At 64.1% G+C, this 19041-nt stretch carries 16 protein-coding genes; 13 read left to right on the forward strand and 3 right to left on the reverse strand.

The genetic code is table 11. The features are described from left to right. Positions 1–196: 196 nt before the first annotated feature. From H6X51_RS11890 to mgtE, 6 genes are all read left to right on the forward strand, one after another. A complete protein-coding gene (locus H6X51_RS11890) occupies positions 197–1198 on the forward strand; it encodes an extracellular solute-binding protein (RefSeq protein ID WP_185267700.1) in 1002 nt (333 codons plus the stop codon). Positions 1199–1305: 107 nt separating this feature from the next. Next, entirely contained in the window at positions 1306–2907 is a 1602-nt protein-coding gene (locus H6X51_RS11895; RefSeq protein WP_328795668.1) for an ABC transporter permease, read from the forward strand. A 78-nt stretch (positions 2908–2985) separates the two neighbouring features. Next, a complete protein-coding gene (gcvT, locus tag H6X51_RS11900; RefSeq protein WP_185267701.1) occupies positions 2986–4071 on the forward strand; it encodes a glycine cleavage system aminomethyltransferase GcvT in 1086 nt (361 codons plus the stop codon). Positions 4072–4145: 74 nt separating this feature from the next. Next, positions 4146–4526 carry a glycine cleavage system protein GcvH gene (gene gcvH, locus H6X51_RS11905; protein WP_185267702.1) on the forward strand — a complete coding sequence of 127 codons (381 nt, stop codon included), beginning with the start codon at positions 4146–4148 and terminating at the stop codon, positions 4524–4526. Positions 4527–4584: 58 nt separating this feature from the next. Beyond that, entirely contained in the window at positions 4585–7470 is a 2886-nt protein-coding gene (gcvP, locus tag H6X51_RS11910; RefSeq protein WP_185267703.1) for an aminomethyl-transferring glycine dehydrogenase, read from the forward strand. A gap of 130 nt (positions 7471–7600) precedes the next feature. After that, positions 7601–9223 carry a magnesium transporter gene (gene mgtE / locus H6X51_RS11915; RefSeq protein WP_185267704.1) on the forward strand — a complete coding sequence of 541 codons (1623 nt, stop codon included), beginning with the start codon at positions 7601–7603 and terminating at the stop codon, positions 9221–9223. Here mgtE and H6X51_RS11920 read toward each other — a convergent pair. Then, on the reverse strand, positions 9220–9753 hold the full coding sequence (locus H6X51_RS11920) for a glycine cleavage system protein R (protein ID WP_185267705.1): 534 nt from the start codon (positions 9751–9753) through the stop codon (positions 9220–9222). The two genes, mgtE and H6X51_RS11920, sit on opposite strands and share 4 nt — an antisense overlap. A gap of 124 nt (positions 9754–9877) precedes the next feature. On the opposite strand from H6X51_RS11920, the gene H6X51_RS11925 reads away from it, so the two are divergent. Then, positions 9878–11071: a class I SAM-dependent rRNA methyltransferase gene (locus tag H6X51_RS11925; protein WP_185267706.1), complete on the forward strand. Its 1194-nt coding sequence runs from the start codon at positions 9878–9880 to the stop codon at positions 11069–11071. A 262-nt stretch (positions 11072–11333) separates the two neighbouring features. Here H6X51_RS11925 and H6X51_RS11930 read toward each other — a convergent pair whose 3' ends face one another. Next, positions 11334–11987, reverse strand: a complete 654-nt coding sequence (locus H6X51_RS11930) for a histidinol-phosphatase (protein ID WP_185267707.1) — start codon at positions 11985–11987, stop codon at positions 11334–11336. A gap of 143 nt (positions 11988–12130) precedes the next feature. On the opposite strand from H6X51_RS11930, the gene rppH reads away from it, so the two are divergent. Together rppH and ptsP are read left to right on the forward strand one after the other, a co-directional pair. Next, positions 12131–12622: an RNA pyrophosphohydrolase gene (gene rppH / locus H6X51_RS11935; RefSeq protein ID WP_185267708.1), complete on the forward strand. Its 492-nt coding sequence runs from the start codon at positions 12131–12133 to the stop codon at positions 12620–12622. A 2-nt stretch (positions 12623–12624) separates the two neighbouring features. Continuing rightward, on the forward strand, positions 12625–14892 hold the full coding sequence (ptsP, locus tag H6X51_RS11940) for a phosphoenolpyruvate--protein phosphotransferase (RefSeq protein ID WP_185267709.1): 2268 nt from the start codon (positions 12625–12627) through the stop codon (positions 14890–14892). Positions 14893–14894: 2 nt separating this feature from the next. Here ptsP and H6X51_RS11945 read toward each other — a convergent pair whose 3' ends face one another. Further along, on the reverse strand, positions 14895–15641 hold the full coding sequence (locus H6X51_RS11945) for an NRDE family protein (RefSeq protein ID WP_185267710.1): 747 nt from the start codon (positions 15639–15641) through the stop codon (positions 14895–14897). A gap of 131 nt (positions 15642–15772) precedes the next feature. Here H6X51_RS11945 and H6X51_RS11950 point away from each other — a divergent pair, with 131 nt between their 5' ends. The 4 genes from H6X51_RS11950 to H6X51_RS11965 all read left to right on the forward strand — a co-directional run bounded on the left by H6X51_RS11950 (position 15773) and on the right by H6X51_RS11965 (position 19007). Next, the gene (locus tag H6X51_RS11950) at positions 15773–16555 is read left to right on the forward strand and encodes a sulfite exporter TauE/SafE family protein (protein WP_185267711.1); all 783 of its coding nucleotides are present in this window, start codon (positions 15773–15775) and stop codon (positions 16553–16555) included. A gap of 9 nt (positions 16556–16564) precedes the next feature. Then, positions 16565–17371 (forward strand): prolipoprotein diacylglyceryl transferase, encoded by an 807-nt coding sequence (gene lgt, locus H6X51_RS11955; RefSeq protein ID WP_185267712.1) that lies wholly within the window; start codon positions 16565–16567, stop codon positions 17369–17371. Beyond that, a complete protein-coding gene (locus tag H6X51_RS11960; RefSeq protein ID WP_185267713.1) occupies positions 17355–18149 on the forward strand; it encodes a thymidylate synthase in 795 nt (264 codons plus the stop codon). Before lgt ends, H6X51_RS11960 begins: the two co-directional genes overlap by 17 nt. An 84-nt stretch (positions 18150–18233) precedes the next feature. Further along, positions 18234–19007, forward strand: a complete 774-nt coding sequence (locus H6X51_RS11965; RefSeq protein ID WP_185267714.1) for a ParA family protein — start codon at positions 18234–18236, stop codon at positions 19005–19007. Positions 19008–19041: the final 34 nt, after the last annotated feature.

Genomic DNA, 19041 nt, shown 5'->3' on the forward strand with positions numbered 1-19041 from the left:
ATGGGTTCACGGCGTGTCGGCACGGCCCTGCCGGCCAACCTGCTCCTTGCAGGCTCAAGAAAAAGACAATGACTGAGCCAGGCACCGAACATTTCCTTACACTCTCTGTCTGGCCTGATGTGCTGCGCCGAGTTGCTGGTCATAATTAAAATCATTATCATCTGGCCTCTACGCTTTCCGAACCCGAGGCTTTCCGATGTCATTTTCTCGTAATGTTGTTGCCCTGAGTCTGGCCCTGACCGCTTTCACCGGCGTCGCCCAGGCCAAGGAACTGGTGGTCTATTCCTCCCGCCAGGATCACCTGATCAAGCCGGTTTTCGACATGTACACCGAAAAGACCGGCGTGCAGATCAACTTCATCACCGACCGTGAAGCACCGCTGATGGCGCGCCTGCGGGCTGAAGGCGCCAACACCCCGGCCGACATGTTCATGACCGTGGATGCGGGCAACCTGTGGCAGGCCGAGGAGCAGGACCTGTTCCGCGAGGTCAAGTCCGAGACCATCGAGCAGAACATCCCGGCGCACCTGCGTTCGAGCAACGACAAGTGGACCGGCCTGTCGCTGCGCGCGCGGACCATTGCCTACTCCACCGAGCGGGTCAAGCCGGAAGAGCTGAGCACCTACGAAGCCCTGGCCGACGACAGCTGGAAGGGCCGTGTCTGCCTGCGCACCGCGAAGAAGGTCTACAACCAGTCGCTGGTCGCCACCATGCTCGAATCCATCGGTGAAGAGAAGACCACCGAGGTGATCCAGGGCTGGCTGGCCAATCTGGCGACCCCGGTGTTCGCCGATGACACCGCGCTGCTCAAGGCCATCGATGCCGGCCAGTGTGATGTGGGTATCGTCAACTCCTACTACTTCGGTCGTCTGCACAAGGCCGAGCCGGACGTCAAGGTCAAGCTGTTCTGGCCAAACCAGGAAGATCGTGGCGTGCACGTGAACATTTCCGGTGCCGGCGTGACCAAGCATGCCAAGCAGCCGGAAGAGGCGATCAAGCTGCTGGAGTGGATGACCACTGAGGAAGCCCAGCGCGTATTCGCCGATGTGAACATGGAGTTCCCGGCCAACGCATCGCTCGAGCCGTCCGACGAAGTTGCCTCCTGGGGCGATTTCAAGGCCGACAACGTCAATATCGAAGTGGCCGGCCGGCGTCAGCCTGAGGCCATCATGCTGATGGATCGCCTCGGCTGGAATTGATTCGACCGTAGCGATTTGCTTGTATACTGCGCGCCCGGCTTGATGCCGGGCGTGTTCGTTCATCACCACAGGGAGTGTTCGTGGCCCGTCAACCCACAGCTCGAAAAATCCGCTGGCAACTGATCGCCTACCTGGCCGCCGCACTGGTACTGATGCCATTGCTGGTGCTGTTGCTGAGCTGGCAGAACGTTGATCAGCAGATCTGGGGCCACCTGCTGCAGACGCAGATGATGCGGCTGATCGGCAACACCCTGTGGTTGATCGTCGGCGTCGGCGTCGGCGTTATCCTGCTCGGGGTGAGCCTGGCCTGGCTGACCAGCCTGTGCGAGTTTCCCGGGCGGCGCTGGCTGGACTGGGCGCTGATGCTGCCGTTCGCGGTGCCGGCCTACGTACTGGCCTTCGTCATGGTTGGCCTGCTGGATTTCGCCGGGCCGCTGCAGACGCTGCTGCGCGGCTGGTTCGGTAGCGACTTCCGCTTGCCGCCGATCCGCTCCACCGGCGGGGTGATACTGACTCTGGTGCTGGTGTTCTATCCCTATGTCTACATGCTCGCGCGCAGCGCCTTCCTGGCCCAGGGCCGCGGGCTGATGGAAGCCTCGCGGATTCTCGGCCAGACGCCCTGGCAGGGGTTCTGGCGGGTTGCCGTGCCCATGGCGCGCCCGGCGATCAGTGCCGGTACGGCGCTGGCGATCATGGAGACCCTGGCCGATTTCGGTGCGGTATCGGTGTTCAACTACGATACCTTCACCACCGCCATCTACAAGACCTGGTACGGCTTCTTCAGCCTGCAGAGCGCCACCCAGCTGGCCAGCCTGCTGCTGCTGTTCGTGTTCCTGGCGTTGTTTGCCGAGCGCCATGCCCAGGGCCGCAGCAAACGCTTCCCGGCCAACGACAAGCCGCGCAAGGGTGCGCTCTACCGCCTGCGCGGTCCGCTGGCCTGGCTGGCCTGCGGCTACTGCCTGCTGGTACTGTCGATCGCCTTCATCATCCCGGTCGGCCAGTTGCTGTACTGGTTGCTCAGCAGCGGTATCGCCGATCTGGACAGCCGCTACTGGTCGCTGATCCGCAATACCCTGCTGCTCGGCGGTATCGCCGCGCTGATGACGGTGACCGTAGCCACGTTGCTGGTGCTGGCCCAGCGCCTGCAGCCGATCCGCCGGGTGCGCAGCGCCATCGCCCTGGCCAACCTGGGCTATGCCTTGCCCGGCTCGGTGCTGGCGGTGGGCATCATGTTCTTCTTCAGTTTCCTGGATAACAACATGGTGGTGCCGCTGCGCAGCTGGCTGGGCGCGGCCAATCCGGCGCCGATCCTGCTCGGCAGCCTGTTCGCGCTGCTGCTGGCCTACCTGATCCGCTTCATGGCGGTGGCCTATGGGCCACTGGATACCTCGCTGGCGCGCATCCGGCCATCGCTGCCGGAGGCGGCGCAGAGTCTCGGTCAGTCCGGTTGGGTGGTGTTCTGGCGCATCTATGTGCCCTTGCTGCTGCCGGGCATTCTCAGTGCGGCGCTGCTGGTGTTCGTCGATGTGCTCAAGGAAATGCCCGCCACGCTGCTGATGCGCCCGTTCGGCTGGGACACCCTGGCGGTGCGCATTCATGCGCTGACCACCGAGGGTGACTGGACTCGCGCCTCGCTGCCGGCGCTGACCCTGGTGCTGGTCGGGCTGCTGCCGGTGATAGTGCTGATCAGGCGTTCGGGACGGCACTGAGTCGCGCCGGCAAACGCTGCACAGGCGCCACTTTGTGGCTACAATCAGGCACTGGGCCGACGATAACAAGGAGCAGCCATGGGTTCGCGTACGCCGCTGTATGAGCGTCATCTGGCCGCCGGGGCCAAGCTGGTCGACTTCGGTGGCTGGGATATGCCGCTGCACTACGGCTCGCAGATCGAGGAGCATCACCAGGTGCGCCGTGATGCGGGCATGTTCGATGTTTCGCACATGACCGTGGTCGATGTTACCGGCGCTGACGCGCGGGCCTGGCTGCAGTACCTGCTGGCCAACGATGTCGCGCGCCTGGAGGCGCCGGGCCGGGCCTTGTACAGTGCCATGCTCAACCCCGCCGGCGGCGTGCTCGACGACCTCATCGTCTACCGCCTGGATGACGGCTACCGCCTGGTGGTCAATGCCGCGACCCGCACCAAGGACCTGGCCTGGATGCGCCAGCAGGCGGCGGACTTCACCGTGACCATCACCGAGCGCGACGACCTGGCGATGCTCGCCATTCAGGGGCCGCGTGCCCGTGACCTGTGCGCCAGCGTGGTCAGCGACAGCCGCGCCGTGCTGATCGATCAGCTCGAACCCTTTCATGGCCTGCCCGACGGGCAGTGGTTCCTGGCGCGTACCGGCTATACCGGTGAAGACGGCCTGGAAATCATGCTGCCGGCGGCGCAGGCGCCGGCGCTGTGGCAGGCGCTGCTGGATGCTGGCTGCAAACCCTGCGGGCTGGGCGCGCGCGATACCCTGCGCCTGGAGGCGGGGCTGAACCTGTATGGCGCCGATATCGACGAGCAGACCTCGCCGCTGGCCGCCAACATGGCCTGGACCATCGCCTGGGAGCCGGCGCAACGTGACTTCATCGGCCGTCAGGCGCTGGAAGCCCAGCGCCAGGCGGCCGACCAGCCCAAGCAGGTCGGCCTGCTGCTGAGCGAGCGGGCAGTGCTGCGTAGTGGCCAGGCAGTGATCGTCGATGGCATCGGCGAAGGGCAGATCACCAGCGGCAGCTTTTCCCCGACCCTGGGCTGCTCCATCGCCCTGGCCCGGGTGCCGCGCGCCACCGCCGGCAGCGCCCGGGTGGAGATCCGCGGCAAGTCGCTGCCGGTACGGGTGATCCGCCCCGGCTTCGTGCGTAACGGCAAGCAAGTATTCGAATAACCCCGAGCCGGGTCGGTCATCCGCATAGCAGGGCGACCAGCGACGGCTTTCTTTTCTGCACCGAGGAAACTGTAATGAGCGATACCCCCAGCGAACTGCGCTATGCCAGCAGCCACGAATGGACCCGTCAGGAAGCCGACGGCACGGTCACCGTGGGCATCACCAACCATGCTCAGGATGCGCTGGGCGATGTGGTCTTCATCGAGTTGCCCGAGGTCGGTCGCCAGGTCAATGCCGGCGACGAGTGCGCCGTGGTCGAGTCGGTCAAGGCAGCCTCCGACATCTATGCTCCGGTCAGTGGTGAAATCATCGCCACCAACGATGCCCTGGGTGATGCGCCGGAGCTGGTCAACAGCGACCCCTATGGTGCTGCCTGGCTGTTCAAGATCCAGCCCAGCGACAGCGGTGAACTGGACAAGCTGCTGGATGCCGAGGGTTATCTGGCCACCCTTTGAGGGTGATCTTCAGCCGCTGCCGAGAATGACGAGCAGACCTGATACATGAGGTGAACACATGAGCCATACCCCCAGTCTTGCCGAACTGGAACAGCACGATGCCTTCGTGCAGCGGCATATCGGTCCGGATGCCAGCGAGCAGCAGAGCATGCTGGCGGAGTTGGGGGTAGAGTCTCTGGATCAGTTGATCGACCAGGCAGTGCCGCAGAGCATCCGCCTGGCCGGTACACTGCAACTGGCGGAGCCGCGCAGTGAGGCGCAGGTGCTGGACTACCTGAAGACCGTCGCCGGGCGTAACCAGCTGTTCACCTCGTGCATCGGCATGGGCTACTACGACACCATCACCCCGGCGGTGATCCTGCGCAACGTGCTGGAAAACCCCGGTTGGTATACCGCCTATACACCTTATCAGCCGGAGATATCCCAGGGCCGGCTGGAGGCGCTGCTGAACTTCCAGCAGATGACCCTGGACCTGACCGGCATGCAACTGGCCAATGCCTCGCTGCTGGATGAGGCGACGGCGGCGGCGGAGGCGATGACCTTGTCGCGGCGTGTGGCAAAGAGCAAGAGCAACAGCTTCTTTATCGATGAGGACTGCCACCCGCAGACCATCTCGGTAGTGCGCACCCGTGCCGAGGCCTTCGGTTTCGAGCTGATCGTGGGTGATGTCAGCGAGCTTGAGCGGTATCAGGTATTTGGCGCGCTGTTCCAGTACACCACCACCTGGGGTGAGATCCGCGACCTGCAGCCACTGATCGCCCAGGTCCAGGAGCAACAGGGGCTGGCCTGCGTGGCCGCCGATCCATTGAGCCTGGTGCTGCTGACCCCGCCGGGTGAACTGGGCGCCGATGTGGTGTTCGGCTCCTCCCAGCGCTTTGGCGTGCCCATGGGCTACGGCGGCCCGCATGCGGCGTTCTTCGCCTGCCGCGACGAGTACAAGCGGGCCATGCCCGGGCGCATCATCGGTGTCTCGGTGGACACCCGCGGCAAGCGCGCGCTGCGCATGGCGCTGCAGACCCGCGAGCAGCACATCCGCCGGGAGAAGGCCAATTCCAATATCTGCACCGCACAGGTGCTGCTGGCCAATATCGCCAGCTTCTATGCGGTCTACCACGGCCCGCAAGGCCTGCGCACCATCGCCGAGCGGGTGCAGCGGCTGACCGCGATCCTGGCCCTGGGGCTGGAGCGTTGCGGCATCGCCCGCAGCAACCGGCACTTCTTCGATACCCTGACGCTGCAGGTGCCGGGGCGGGCCAGTGCCATTGTCGCTCGCGCCCGGGCCCGGAGCATCAACCTGCGGCTGATCGACGCCGATCACCTGGGTGTCAGCCTCGATGAAACCAGCAGCGCGGGGACCATCGAAGCGCTGCTGCACTGCTTTGCCGGTGACGCCCACGGCCAGGATGTGGCGGCGCTGGACCTGGCGGTACGCGGTGTCGATACCGGTATTCCCCCGGCGTGGCGACGCCAGTCGGCGTTGCTGACGCACCCGGTATTCAACCAGCATCATTCGGAAAGCGCCATGCTGCGCTACATCAAGGCCCTGGAGAACCGCGACCTGGCACTCAATCATGCGATGATCCCGCTGGGCTCCTGCACCATGAAACTGAACGCCACCAGCGAGATGATTCCCATCACCTGGCCGGAATTCGCCCGCCTGCACCCCTTCGCCCCTCTGGAGCAGGCCGAGGGCTACCGGGTGATGATCGATGAGCTGGAGGCGATGCTGCTTGCTATCACCGGCTTCGACGCCATCTGCATGCAGCCCAACTCCGGGGCCCAGGGTGAGTACGCCGGTCTGCTGGCGATCCGCAAATACCATGAGGACAATGGCAGCGAGCAGCGCAAGGTGTGCCTGATCCCCACCTCGGCGCATGGCACCAACCCGGCTTCGGCAATGATGGCCGGCATGCGTGTGGTGCTGGTCGCCTGTGACGAGCAGGGCAACGTCAATATCGAGGATCTGCGTAGCAAGGCCGCCGCGCACGCCGCCGAGCTGTCCTGCCTGATGATCACCTATCCATCGACCCATGGGGTGTACGAGGAGGGTATCCGCGAGATCTGCCAGATCATCCACCAGCATGGCGGCCAGGTGTACATGGATGGCGCCAACCTCAACGCCCTGGTCGGCCTGGCGCGGCCGGCGGATTTCGGCGCCGATGTCTCGCACATGAACCTGCACAAGACCTTCTGCATACCCCATGGCGGCGGCGGGCCGGGCATGGGGCCGATCGGTGTCAAGGCGCACCTGGCGCCCTATGTCGCCAATCACATGGTGGTGCCGCTGGACGGCCCGCACCCGGAAAACGATGCGGTCAGCGCCGCGCCCTGGGGCAGCGCCAGTATCCTGCCGATCAGCTGGAGCTATATCGCCCTGATGGGCGCCAGTGGGCTGCGCCGGGCCACCGAGGTGGCAATTCTCAATGCCAACTACATCGCCCAGCGCCTGGCCCCGGCCTATCCGGTACTCTACAGCGGGCGCAACGGCTGGGTCGCGCACGAGTGCATCATCGATATCCGCCCGCTCAAGGTGGCCACCGGCGTCAGTGAGGAGGATATCGCCAAGCGCCTCATGGACTTCGGTTTCCATGCGCCGACCATGTCCTTCCCGGTACCCGGCACGTTGATGATCGAGCCCACGGAAAGTGAGTCCAGGGCCGAACTCGATCGCTTCATCGATGCCATGCTGTGTATCCGCCGCGAGATCGATCAGGTCGAGCAGGGCCGGTGGCGCGCCGAGGACAGCCCCCTGCACCACGCCCCGCATACCCAGGCCGACATCACCGGCGACTGGCAGCGCGGCTACTCCCGGGAGCAGGCGGTGTTCCCGCTGGAGTGGGTGGCGGCCAACAAGTTCTGGCCGGCGGTGAATCGTATCGACCACGTCTACGGTGACCGCAACCTGTTCTGCGCCTGCCCGCCGCTGGAGGACTGGGCGCAGTAGTGGTCGTCCGGGCATTTCCCGGGGCCGGATGATCTTCCGATATGGTATTTTTAGCGGGCTTGCCGCGGCTGCATGTAACCCATGCAGCTGGCCGTGCGTCAACCGAACCACCGCCTGACGGAAACACCCCATGAGTGAAGATGCACCTGCCGCCGCCGAAACCCAGGAATCCATCAGCGAAGCGCTGGCCAAGGGCAAGCTCAAGCGGGTGCGCCGTATCCTGCGTGACCTGAGTGCCACCGAGATCGCCGAGCTGCTCGACCAGCTCGATGATGAGCAGCAGCAACTGGTGTGGGACCAGATCAGCGACCAGGAGGAGGGCGATATCCTGGCGCTGCTGGCGCCCGAACTGGCCGAGCGGCTGCAGGCCAACAGCGATGACAACCTGCTTGATACCCAGCCGGAAGCCGAGGCCGAAGCCGATATCAGTCCCATCGCCAGCGTCCGCGATGCCCTGGAGGCGGGGCGTTTCAAACGTGCGCTGAAGATCTTCGCCAAGCTGCACCCGGCGCAGGCTGCCGGCCTGCTGGAATCACTGCCGCCGGGTGAGCGCAGCAGCATCTGGTCGCGTCTGGACAGCACCCGCGCGGGCCAGGTGCTGGTGCATCTGCGCGAAGAGGTGGCCGCCAGCCTGGCGCTGGAAATGTCCGATGCCGAGTTGCTCGATGCCGCCCGGCAACTGGACCTCGATGACCTGGTCGACCTGATCCAGGCGCTGCCGTTCGGCCCTGGTCGGCAGCTGTTGCTGTCGATGGACGTGAAGAAGCGCCAGCAACTGGCGGATATGCTGTCCTACCCGGAGGATTCGGCCGGTGGTCTGATGAACATCGACCACATCTCGGTGCGGGCCGATGTCAAGGTCGGTTCGGTGCTGCGCTACCTGCGCCTGCTGGAAGACCTGCCCGACCATACCGACAAGCTGATGGTGGTCGACCGGGAGAATCACTACCAAGGGGTGCTGCGCCTGAGCCGGCTGGTCACCAGCCTGGCCGATGAGCTGGTACGCGATGTGATGGATGCCGACTTCAAGGCGCTGGACGTATTGCTCAGCAGCCAGGAGGTGGCCCGCCAGTTCGAGGACCTGGACATGCTCTCGGCGGCGGTGGTCAGCGAGGACGGCATACTGCTCGGGCGCATTACCGTGGACGACGTGATGGACAGCATCCGCGACGACTCCGAGCGGGCGATCATGGGCATGGCCGGTCTGGATGACGAGGCCGACATGTTCGCACCGGTGCTGACCAGCACCCGCCGGCGCTCGGTATGGCTGGGCTGCAACCTGATCACCGCGTTCCTCGCCGCCTCGGTGATCGGCCAGTTCCAGGGCGCGCTGGAGCAGATCGTCGCCCTGGCGGTACTGATGCCGGTGGTGGCCAGCATGGGCGGGATCGCCGGCAGCCAGACCCTGACCCTGGTCATCCGCGGTCTGGCGCTGGGCCAGGTGGATACCGGCAACCTCAAGGTGCTGCTGGGCAAGGAGGTCGGTATCGGTATGCTCAACGGCCTGCTCTGGGCGGTGCTGGTGGCCGGGGTGGCGATCGTCTGGTTCGGTAACTGGGGGATCGGCGGGGTGATCGGCATGGCGATCCTCATCAACCTGATCTGCGCGGTACTGGCCGGCCTGCTGATCCCGCTGATCCTGCGGCGTTTCGGCATCGACCCGGCGCTGGCCGGCAGCATGGTGCTGATGGCAGTCACCGATGTGGTCGGCTTCTCATCCTTTCTCGGCCTGGCCACGGTGTTTCTGCTCTAGCTCGGCGTCCGTGAATTGTCCTCGGCGGACAGCTCGACCATCAGATCGTCGGCCAGGCCCTCCAGGTCGGCGCGCAGCGCCTCGGCATCGGTCTGCGGCAGCAGGCCGAGGCGGGCGCTGGCACGGAACAGCGGTTCGGCGGTCATGGGTGCCGGCTCACAGCGGGTCTCCAGCTGTTCGACATTGACTCCATGCCGGGCCAGGATGGCCGAGACCTCATGCACTATACCGGGCCGGTCGTTGCCCACCAGGCTGAGGTAGAGTATCTCCTGCGCCGGTTGCTCGGCCTGGGCGCTGACTGCCAGCTGGATATTGATGCCCAGGCTGGCCAGTTGCTCCAGCTCCGAGCGCAGGCCATCGACCCGCTCGGCTGGCATATCTACCCGCAGGATACCGGCGAACTGCCCGGCCATGCGCGCCATGCGGCTGTCCAGCCAGTTGCCGCCATGCCGGTTGATGGCCTGGGCCAGGCTCTCCACCAGGCCGGGTTTATCGGCGGAGATCACGGTGAGAATCAGCGGGATGGTCATGACGGGGCTCCTGTGGTCGAATGAGCGGGACCGGATTGTTCAGTGTAGTCGCAGACTGGATGGCATGGCGTCTGTATACTGCCGCCCCGGCGAACCCTTCCCGCCAGCAACCCAGGAGTCGACCATGAATCTGCCCAGCCTGCGCCTCAAGACCAACTGCGATCGCCGCATCAAGGGCGGCCACCTGTGGGTGTTCAGCAACGAAGTCGATACTGCCCAGACGCCGCTCACCGCGCTGGCGGCGGGCCAGGAAGTTCAGCTGGAAACGGCCTCGGGCAAGGTACTGGGGCTGGCCACCATGAGCCCGGACAATCTGATCTGTGCCCGCCTGCACAGCCGGGACGCCAGCCATGGGTTGGACAAGTCGCTGTTGGTGCACCGCCTCAAGGTTGCCCTGAGCCTGCGTGAGAAACTGTTCGACAAGCCGTTCTATCGCCTGGTCTACGGTGAGTCGGACCTGCTGCCCGGGCTGGTGGTGGACCGCTTTGCCGACTATCTGGTGGTGCAGATCAGCACCCCGGGCATGGAGCGGGTGCGCGAGCAGATCGTCGAGGCGCTGGTGCAGGTATTCAAGCCCGCCGGCATCCTGTTCAAGAACGATGGTGCGGCGCGCAAGGCGGAGAAGCTCGATTCCTATGTCGAGGTGGCATTCGGCGAGGTGCCGCAGCGGGTGGCGCTGGAAGAGAACGGCGTGGCCTTCGAGGCGCCTGTGCACAGCGGGCAGAAAACCGGCTGGTTCTACGACCACCGCATGAACCGTGCACGGCTGGCGCCCTACGTGGCCGGCAAGCGGGTGTTGGACCTGTACAGCTACATCGGCGGCTGGGGTGTCCAGGCTGCAGCCTTCGGCGCCAGCGAGGTGATGTGCGTGGACAGCTCGGCCGCCGCGCTGGACCTGGTCGAGCACAACGCCGCACTCAATGGGGTGGCGCAGCGGATGTCAGTGGTCGAAGGTGATGTGATGGATGCGCTGCGTGAGCTGAAAGGGGCCGGCGAGAAGTTCGACGTGGTGATCGCCGATCCGCCGGCCTTCATCAAGAAGCGCAAGGATATCCGCAATGGTGAAAACGCCTACCGCCGGCTCAACGAACAGGCCATGCGCCTGCTGAACAAGGACGGCATCCTGGTCTCGGCGTCCTGCTCCATGCACCTGGCGGAAAACAACCTGCGCGATATCCTGCTGGCTGCCAGCCGCCACCTGGATCGCCACCTGGTCATCGCCGAACGCGGCTTCCAGGGGCCGGACCACCCGCTGCACCCGGCGATCCCGGAGACTGGCTATATCAAGAGCTATTTCTGCCGGGTGCTGCCGGTCTAGGGATCGTCGCCGGTAACTCTGCACCGTCTTCCTCCTGGAATACGTTATCCCTGCCGGAACACGTCATCCCTGCCGGAGTACATCATCCTTCCCGGAGTACGTCATCCTTCGCGAAGGCGAAGGATCTACCCGCTACTCCGGGCCAGCCGGCACCCTGGATCCTTCGCCTTCGCGAAGGATGACGGGGAGAGCGAAGGATGACGGGGAGGGCAGGATGAAGCAGCCCACCTTGTCATGAGCAGATAACAGACCACAGGGTCTGTTATCTGAGGCTGATCACCGGCCAACCATGCTGCTCGGCATGGGCGCGCAACACATCGTCCGGATCAACGGCAACCGGGTTGTCGACCATCGACAGCAGCGGCAGGTCGTTACGTGAGTCGCTGTAGAAATACGCGCCTTCGAGATTGTTGCCGGTTTCCTCCAGCCAGCGCTGCAGCCGGGTGACCTTGCCCTCGCGGAAACAGGGAATGTCGCAGGAGCGACCGGTGTAATTGCCGTCGATTTCCTCGCACTCCGAAGCCAGCATGATATCGATGCCATAGCGGCGCCCGATCGGACCGGCGACGAAGCGGTTGGTGGCAGTGATGATCATGCTGGTGTCGCCGGCCTGCTCGTGGCGGGCAATCAGTTCCAGTGCTCTGGGCAGGATGAAGGGTTCGATCTTCTCCTGCATGAATTGGACATGCCATTGCTCCAGCTGCTCGCGGCTGTGCCGGCCCAGCGGTTCGAGGCAGAAGTTCAGGTAGTCGTTGACGTCGAGCTTGCCGTCCAGGTAGTCATTGAAGAACTGGGTGTTGAGTGCGCCATAGGTCTGCGCATCGACGATGTTGTGTGCGACGGCGAATTCCCCCCAGGCATTGTCGCTGTCGGTGCCCAGCAGGGTATTGTCGAGGTCGAAAATGGCCAGTGCCACGGTCTGCTCCTGTAGTTCGAGATGGCGGACATGCAAGGATAATCCAGCCGCGAGATAAATACTCGAACCGCAGCATTTAGGCAATTGCTGGGGTGCGCGTCTTTATGGAACAATGCAGTGGAACATAGACAAGGATACTGGCAGTGATCGACTCCGATGGCTTTCGTCCCAATGTAGGCATCATCCTGACCAATGGGTTGGGGCAGGTGCTGTGGGCCAGGCGTATCGGTCAGGAAGCCTGGCAGTTTCCCCAGGGTGGCATACAGCGCCACGAGAATCCCGAGCAGGCACTGTACCGTGAACTGCACGAGGAAGTGGGCCTGCGCCCCGAGGATGTCGAGATCCTCGCCTGCACCCGTGGCTGGTTGCGTTATCGCCTGCCGCAGCGGCTGATTCGCAGCCACTCCCAGCCGGTCTGCGTCGGCCAGAAGCAGAAATGGTTCCTGCTGCGCCTGACCTGCGAGGATGAGCGGGTGTGCATGACCAGAACCCCCAAGCCCGAGTTCGATGGCTGGCGCTGGGTCAGCTACTGGTATCCGCTGGGCCAGGTGGTGGCGTTCAAGCGCGATGTCTACCGCCGCGCGATGAAGGAGCTGGCGCCGCGCCTGCCACTGAATGAGTTCAGCGAATGCTGAATATGCTCAGTACGCTTCGGCGTATCGTTCAGGAAGTCAATTCGGCGAAGGACCTGGCCTCGGCGCTGGATATCATCGTCCATCGTGTGCGCGAGGCGATGGAAACCCATGTCTGTTCCGTCTACCTGCTGAACCCCGATACCGAGCGCTACGAGCTGATGGCCACAGAAGGCCTGAACAAGAGCGCTATCGGCGTGGTCAGCCTGGCCAGCAACGAAGGCCTGGTCGGCTATGTCGGGGTACGCGAGGAGCCGGTCAACCTGGAAGACGCTGCTTCGCATCCGCGCTTTCGCTACTTCGCCGAGACCGGCGAGGAGCGCTATGCCTCCTTTCTCGGTGTGCCCATCGTCCACCACCGCCGGGTGATGGGCGTGCTGGTGATCCAGCAGAAGGAACGCCGGCAGTTCGACGAGGTGGAAGAATCCTTCCTGGTGACCATGAGCGCCCAGCTGTCGGGTGTGATCGCCCATGCCGAGGCCACCGGGGCCATCCGTGGCCTGGGCTGGAGCGGGGAGGTGATCCAGGATACCCGCTTCGATGCGGTGCCCGGCGCGCCGGGGGTGGCCATCGGCCGCGCCGTGGTGATGCTGCCGCCGGCGGATCTCAAGGCCGTGCCGGACAAGGAAGTGAAGGATATCGACGCCGAGATCGCCCTCTATCGTCGGGCGGTCGAGGCGGTGCGGGCCGACATCAAGCGCCTGTCCGACAAGCTGGCGGCGCAGCTGCGACCGGAAGAGCTGGCGCTGTTCGATGTCTATCTGATGATGCTGGACGACTCCTCGCTGGGCAACGAGATCATCAAGGGCATCCGTGAAGGACAATGGGCCCAGGGCGCGCTGCGCGACGTGATCAGTGCCCATGTGGCGCGTTTCGAGCTGATGGACGATCCCTACCTGCAGGAACGTGCCGCCGATATCAAGGATCTTGGCCGGCGCTTGCTGGCCTGCCTGCAGGAAGCCGGCCGCCAGCGGGTGGTGTTTCCGAAGAAGACCATCCTGGTGGCCGAGGAACTGACCCCGTCGATGCTTGGCGAGGTACCCAAGGACCGCCTGGTCGGCCTGGTCTCGGTGATGGGCTCGGGTAGTTCGCATGTGGCGATCCTGGCGCGGGCCATGGGCATTCCCACGGTGATGGGGGCGCTGGACCTGCCCTACCTGCGTATGGACGGGCTGGACCTGATCGTCGATGGCAACGCCGGTGAAGTCTATTCCAACCCTTCCCAGGAACTGCGCCGGCACTACCGCGAGCTGATCCGCGAGGAGCTGGAACTGTCCCACGGGCTGGAGAAACTGCGCAGCCTGCCGTGCGTGACCCTGGATGGACACCGCATACCCCTGTGGGTGAATACCGGCCTGTTCGCCGATATCGCCCGCTCGCTGGATCGCGGTGCCGAGGGCGTGGGGCTGTACCGTACCGAAGTGCCGTTCATGATCCAGGATCGCTTCCCCAGCGAGAAGGAACAGCAGGCCATCTATCGCGAGCAGCTGCAGGCCTTCCACCCGCAGCCGGTGACCATGCGTACGCTGGACATCGGCGGCGACAAGGAACTGAGCTATTTCCCTATCAAGGAAGACAACCCCTTCCTTGGCTGGCGTGGCATCCGCGTCACGCTGGATCACCCGGAGATCTTCCTGGTGCAGATCCGCGCCATGCTCAAGGCCAGCGAGGGACTGGAGAACCTGCGCATCATGCTGCCGATGATCAGCAGTGTGCATGAGGTCGAGGAGGCCCAGCACCTGATCCACCGCGCCCATGGCGAGGTGCTGGACGAGGGCTTCCAGGTGCCGATGCCGCCGGTCGGGGTAATGATCGAGGTCCCGGCGGCGGTCTACCAGGCCCGTGAGCTGGCGCAGCTGGTGGACTTCCTGTCGGTCGGCACCAACGATCTGACCCAGTACCTGCTGGCGGTGGATCGCAACAACCCACGGGTGGCCGACCTGTACCATTCTCTGCATCCGGCGGTGCTGCAGGCTCTGATGCTGGTTGCCCAGGCCTGCCGAGACGCCGGCAAGCCGATGAGCGTATGCGGCGAGATGGCTGGCGATCCGGCGGCGGCGGTACTGCTGCTGGCGCTCGGCTGCGATGTGCTGTCGATGAGCGCCTCCAACCTGCCACGGGTCAAGTGGCTGCTGCGCCAGATCCGCCTCAGCGACGCCCGGAAGCTACTGCAGGAAGTGCTGAAGCAGGATAATGCCTACATGGTGCAGAGCATCCTCGACCTGACCCTGCGCAACATGGGTCTGGGCAAGGTGCTCAAGCCGCTGCGCTGACGCTAGAAGCGCCAGCCCGACTCCCCCAGCTCCTTGCCATGCGGGCCGAAGCCCTGTTCGATGAAGGTGATGCCGCCGTCGGCCTCGATGCGCAGCAGGCTGCAGGCGCGGGTGCCGTAGTCCGCGCCGAGGATGAAGGTGGCGGACAGCCGGCGTTCCCACTCCAGGCTCACACCGCTGTCGGGCAGTTGCTCGTCCGGGTATTCGTGGCTGTCCTTGAGCAGCGCCAGCAAGGCCTCGCTGTCGGCATCCAGGTGCTGCTCCAGACCCGCGCACAGTGCCTGCAGTTTCGGCCAGGGGCTGTTCAGCGAGGCATTGGACAGGCCATAGACGCCCGGTGCCAATGGTCGTGGCTGGCGCTCATCGCTGTTCAGGAACCACAGTTGCTGCAGGTCGCCGGCGAGCAGATTGAAGCCGGCGTACTGGTCCAGTTCGGCGGTCAGCGTGCCCATGTAAGCCTCCGGGCTCATGTGCCCGGCCAGGTAGTCCTGCACCAGCTTGCCCCGGGATAGCGGCTTGCTGCGTACCTGGGGCGAGCGGATATTGGTCAGCGCAGCGAAGCGGCCGCCGCGGGTGACGCCCAGCCAGGTGCCGCCGGCTTCCAGGTCCTTGCCGGCCAGCAGGTCGGGATGGCCTTCCTCGCTCCAGAAGGCTGCCGCGCGCGTTGGTCTGGGGTGGAATTCGTCACGGTTGCCAAGCAGCAGCAATGGCCGCTCCGCTACCTGCCAGGCGAAAGCGATCAAGCACATAGCCGTCTCCAGATGGTTTTCGCCAGTGTACCGCCTTCCCGGCGCGATTGCCTGGTGCGATCCGGGGCAGCGGCGCCGGCGAGATTTCGCTACACTAGCCAGCCTGCGCAGCAGCGCAACACGGGGAATATATGGAATTCATCATCTATCTGGTGCTGGGCGCCTGTGCCGGGGTGCTGGCCGGCTTGTTCGGCGTGGGCGGTGGCATGATCATCGTTCCGGTACTGGTCTACAGTTTCGCTTTGCAGGGGTTCGCGCCAGAGGTGCTGACCCACATGGCGGTGGGTACCTCGCTGGCCACCATCGCCTTCACGTCGGTCAACTCGGTACGCGCGCACAACAAGCTGGGTGCGGTACGCTGGCGCCTGTTCCTCTGGCTGGCGCTGGGTATCGTGTTCGGCTGCCTGCTCGGTGGGCTGACTGCCTCCGGACTCAGTGGGCCGATATTGCAGAAGATCATCGGCGTGTTCGCCATCTGCGTGGCGATCCAGATGGCCTTCGAACTCAAGCCCAGGGCGGCCCTGGGTGAGCCGGGAAAACCGACCCTGACTGTCGCCGGTGGCGTCATCGGCTGGGCCTCGACCATCTTCGGTATCGGTGGTGGCTCGCTGACCGTGCCGTTCCTGGTCTGGCGCAGCGTGCCCATGCAGCAGGCGGTGGCGACCTCGGCGGCCTGCGGCATGCCGATCGCCGTGGCTGGGGCGCTCAGTTTCATGGTGACTGGCTGGGCCGCGGCGGATCTGCCCGACTGGAGCCTGGGTTATGTCTACCTGCCCGCCATGATCGGTATCGCCGCCACCAGCGTGTTCTTTGCCGGGTATGGCGCGCGGCTGGCCCATCGTCTGTCCCAACGCCTGCTCAAGCGACTGTTTTCCCTGTTGCTGGTGTCGGTAGGCATCAATTTTCTCCTGTAGGGAGCCACCATGCTGACTTATCCGCAGATTGACCCTGTCGCCCTGTCCCTGGGGCCGTTGCAGATCCACTGGTACGGCCTGATGTACCTGGTCGGCATCGGCGGCGCCTGGTGGCTGGCCAGCCGCCGGCTGCCACGCGCCTTCCCGGACTGGAGCCGGGAAACCCTGTCCGACCTGGTGTTCTGGGTGGCGCTGGGGGTTATCGCCGGTGGTCGCCTGGGCTATGTGCTGTTCTACGATCTGGGGTCCTATATCGATGACCCGTCGCTGGTGCTGCAGATATGGAAGGGCGGCATGTCCTTCCATGGCGGGCTGGTCGGGGTGCTGCTGGCGGTGTGGTGGTTTTCCCGCAAGCACGACACCGGTTTCTTCCGCCTGATGGATTTCATCGCGCCGCTGGTGCCCATCGGCCTGGGAGCGGGGCGCATCGGCAACTTCATCAATGCCGAACTCTGGGGCAAGGCCAGCGATGTACCCTGGGCCATGGTGTTTCCCACCGATCCGGCGCAGCTGGCACGGCACCCGTCGCAGCTGTACCAGTTCGCCCTGGAGGGCGTGGCACTGTTCTGCATACTCTGGTTCTACTCGCGCAAGCCGCGCCCGACCATGACCGTCTGTGGGCTGTTTGCCGTCTGTTACGGTGCGTTCCGCTTCTTCGTCGAGTTTTTCCGCGAGCCGGATGCGCATATCGGCTACCTGGCGTTCGGCTGGCTGACCATGGGCCAGCTGCTGTGTATACCAATGATTCTGCTCGGCGCCGCATTCATGTGGTGGGGCTACCGCAAGGGGGATGCAAAACATGAAACAGTATCTTGACCTGATGCGTCGGGTGCGCGAGTCCGGCACATTCAAGAGCGATCGCACCGGCACCGGTACCTGGAGCGTATTCGGCCACCAGATGCGCTTTGATCTGGCCGAGGGCTTCCCGCTGGTGACCACCAAGAAGTGCCACCTGAAATCCATCGTGCATGAACTGCTGTGGTTCCTGCAGGGTGACACCAATATCCGTTACCTGAAGGAAAACGGTGTCTCCATCTGGGATGAGTGGGCGGATGAGAAGGGTGACCTGGGGCCGGTATACGGCTACCAGTGGCGCAGTTGGCCGGCACCCAATGGCGAGTCGATCGACCAGATCAGCAAGCTGCTGCAGATGCTCAGGAGCAATCCGGACTCGCGTCGGCTGATCGTCTCGGCGTGGAACCCGGCGCTGGTCGATGAAATGGCGCTGCCGCCATGCCATGCGCTGTTCCAGTTCTACGTCGCCGACGGCAAGTTGAGCTGCCAGTTGTACCAGCGCTCGGCGGACATCTTCCTCGGCGTGCCGTTCAATATCGCCAGTTACGCCTTGCTGACGCTGATGGTGGCGCAGGTCTGCGACCTGCAGCCCGGTGAGTTCATCTGGACCGGTGGGGACTGTCACCTGTATGCCAATCATATCGAACAGACCGATCTGCAGCTGAGCCGCGAACCCTATCCGTTGCCGACCATGCGCCTGAATCCCGAGGTGAAGGACCTGTTCGCCTTTACCTTTGACGATTTCAGCCTGGAAGGCTACCAGTCGCATCCGCATATCAAGGCACCGGTCGCGGTCTGAGGCGGGCCATTTCCGTTCTGTCATCATATTGAAACACTGTTGCCGTACACTCGATTCGCTACTTTCGTTCGTTGGGGTGCGGCAATGCGCAGGGTCATATTCAATCAGAAGGGTGGTGTCGGCAAATCCAGCATCGCCTGCAACCTGGCGGCGGTCAGTGCTGCCCAGGGCTATCGCACCTTGCTCATCGATCTCGATGCGCAGGCCAATGCCAGTCACTATCTCACCGGCTTGAGTGGGACGGATATCCCCACCGGCATCGCCGAGTTCTTCCATCTGATCCTCACCTCGGGGATCGCGGCGAAGAAGGCCAGGCCGCAGATCCTCGAGACCGAGTACCCCAACCTGTACCTGATCACCGCCTCGCCAGAGTTGGCCGACCTGCAGCCCAAGCTGGAAGCCAGGCACAAGATCAACAAGCTGAACAAGCTGCTGGACAAGCTTGATGGGGATTACGAACGCATCTACCTGGATACACCCCCGGCGTTGAACTTCTATTCCGTGTCGGCATTGATCGCCGCCGACCGCTGCCTGATTCCCTTCGACTGCGACAGCTTCTCCCGCCAGGCGTTGTACGCGCTGCTGGAGGAGATCGAGGATATCCGCGAAGACCATAATGAGCGATTGCAGGTCGAGGGGATCATCGTCAACCAGTTCCAGCCACGGGCGGCGCTGCCGCAGCAGATGATCGACGAGCTGCTGGCCGAGGGATTGCCGCTGTTGCCGGTGTATCTGACCAGCTCGGTGAAGATGCGCGAGTCGCACCAGGCCTGCCGTCCGTTGGTACACCTCGATCCGAAGCACAAGCTGACCCAGCAGTTCGTCGCGTTGCACGATCACCTGGAAGCGGCCGGCTGAGTGTTGCCGCACCCGGCGCGCAGGGGTATTCTGC

Source organism: Halopseudomonas xiamenensis (genome assembly GCF_014219065.1).
GTDB lineage: Bacteria > Pseudomonadota > Gammaproteobacteria > Pseudomonadales > Pseudomonadaceae > Halopseudomonas > Halopseudomonas xiamenensis.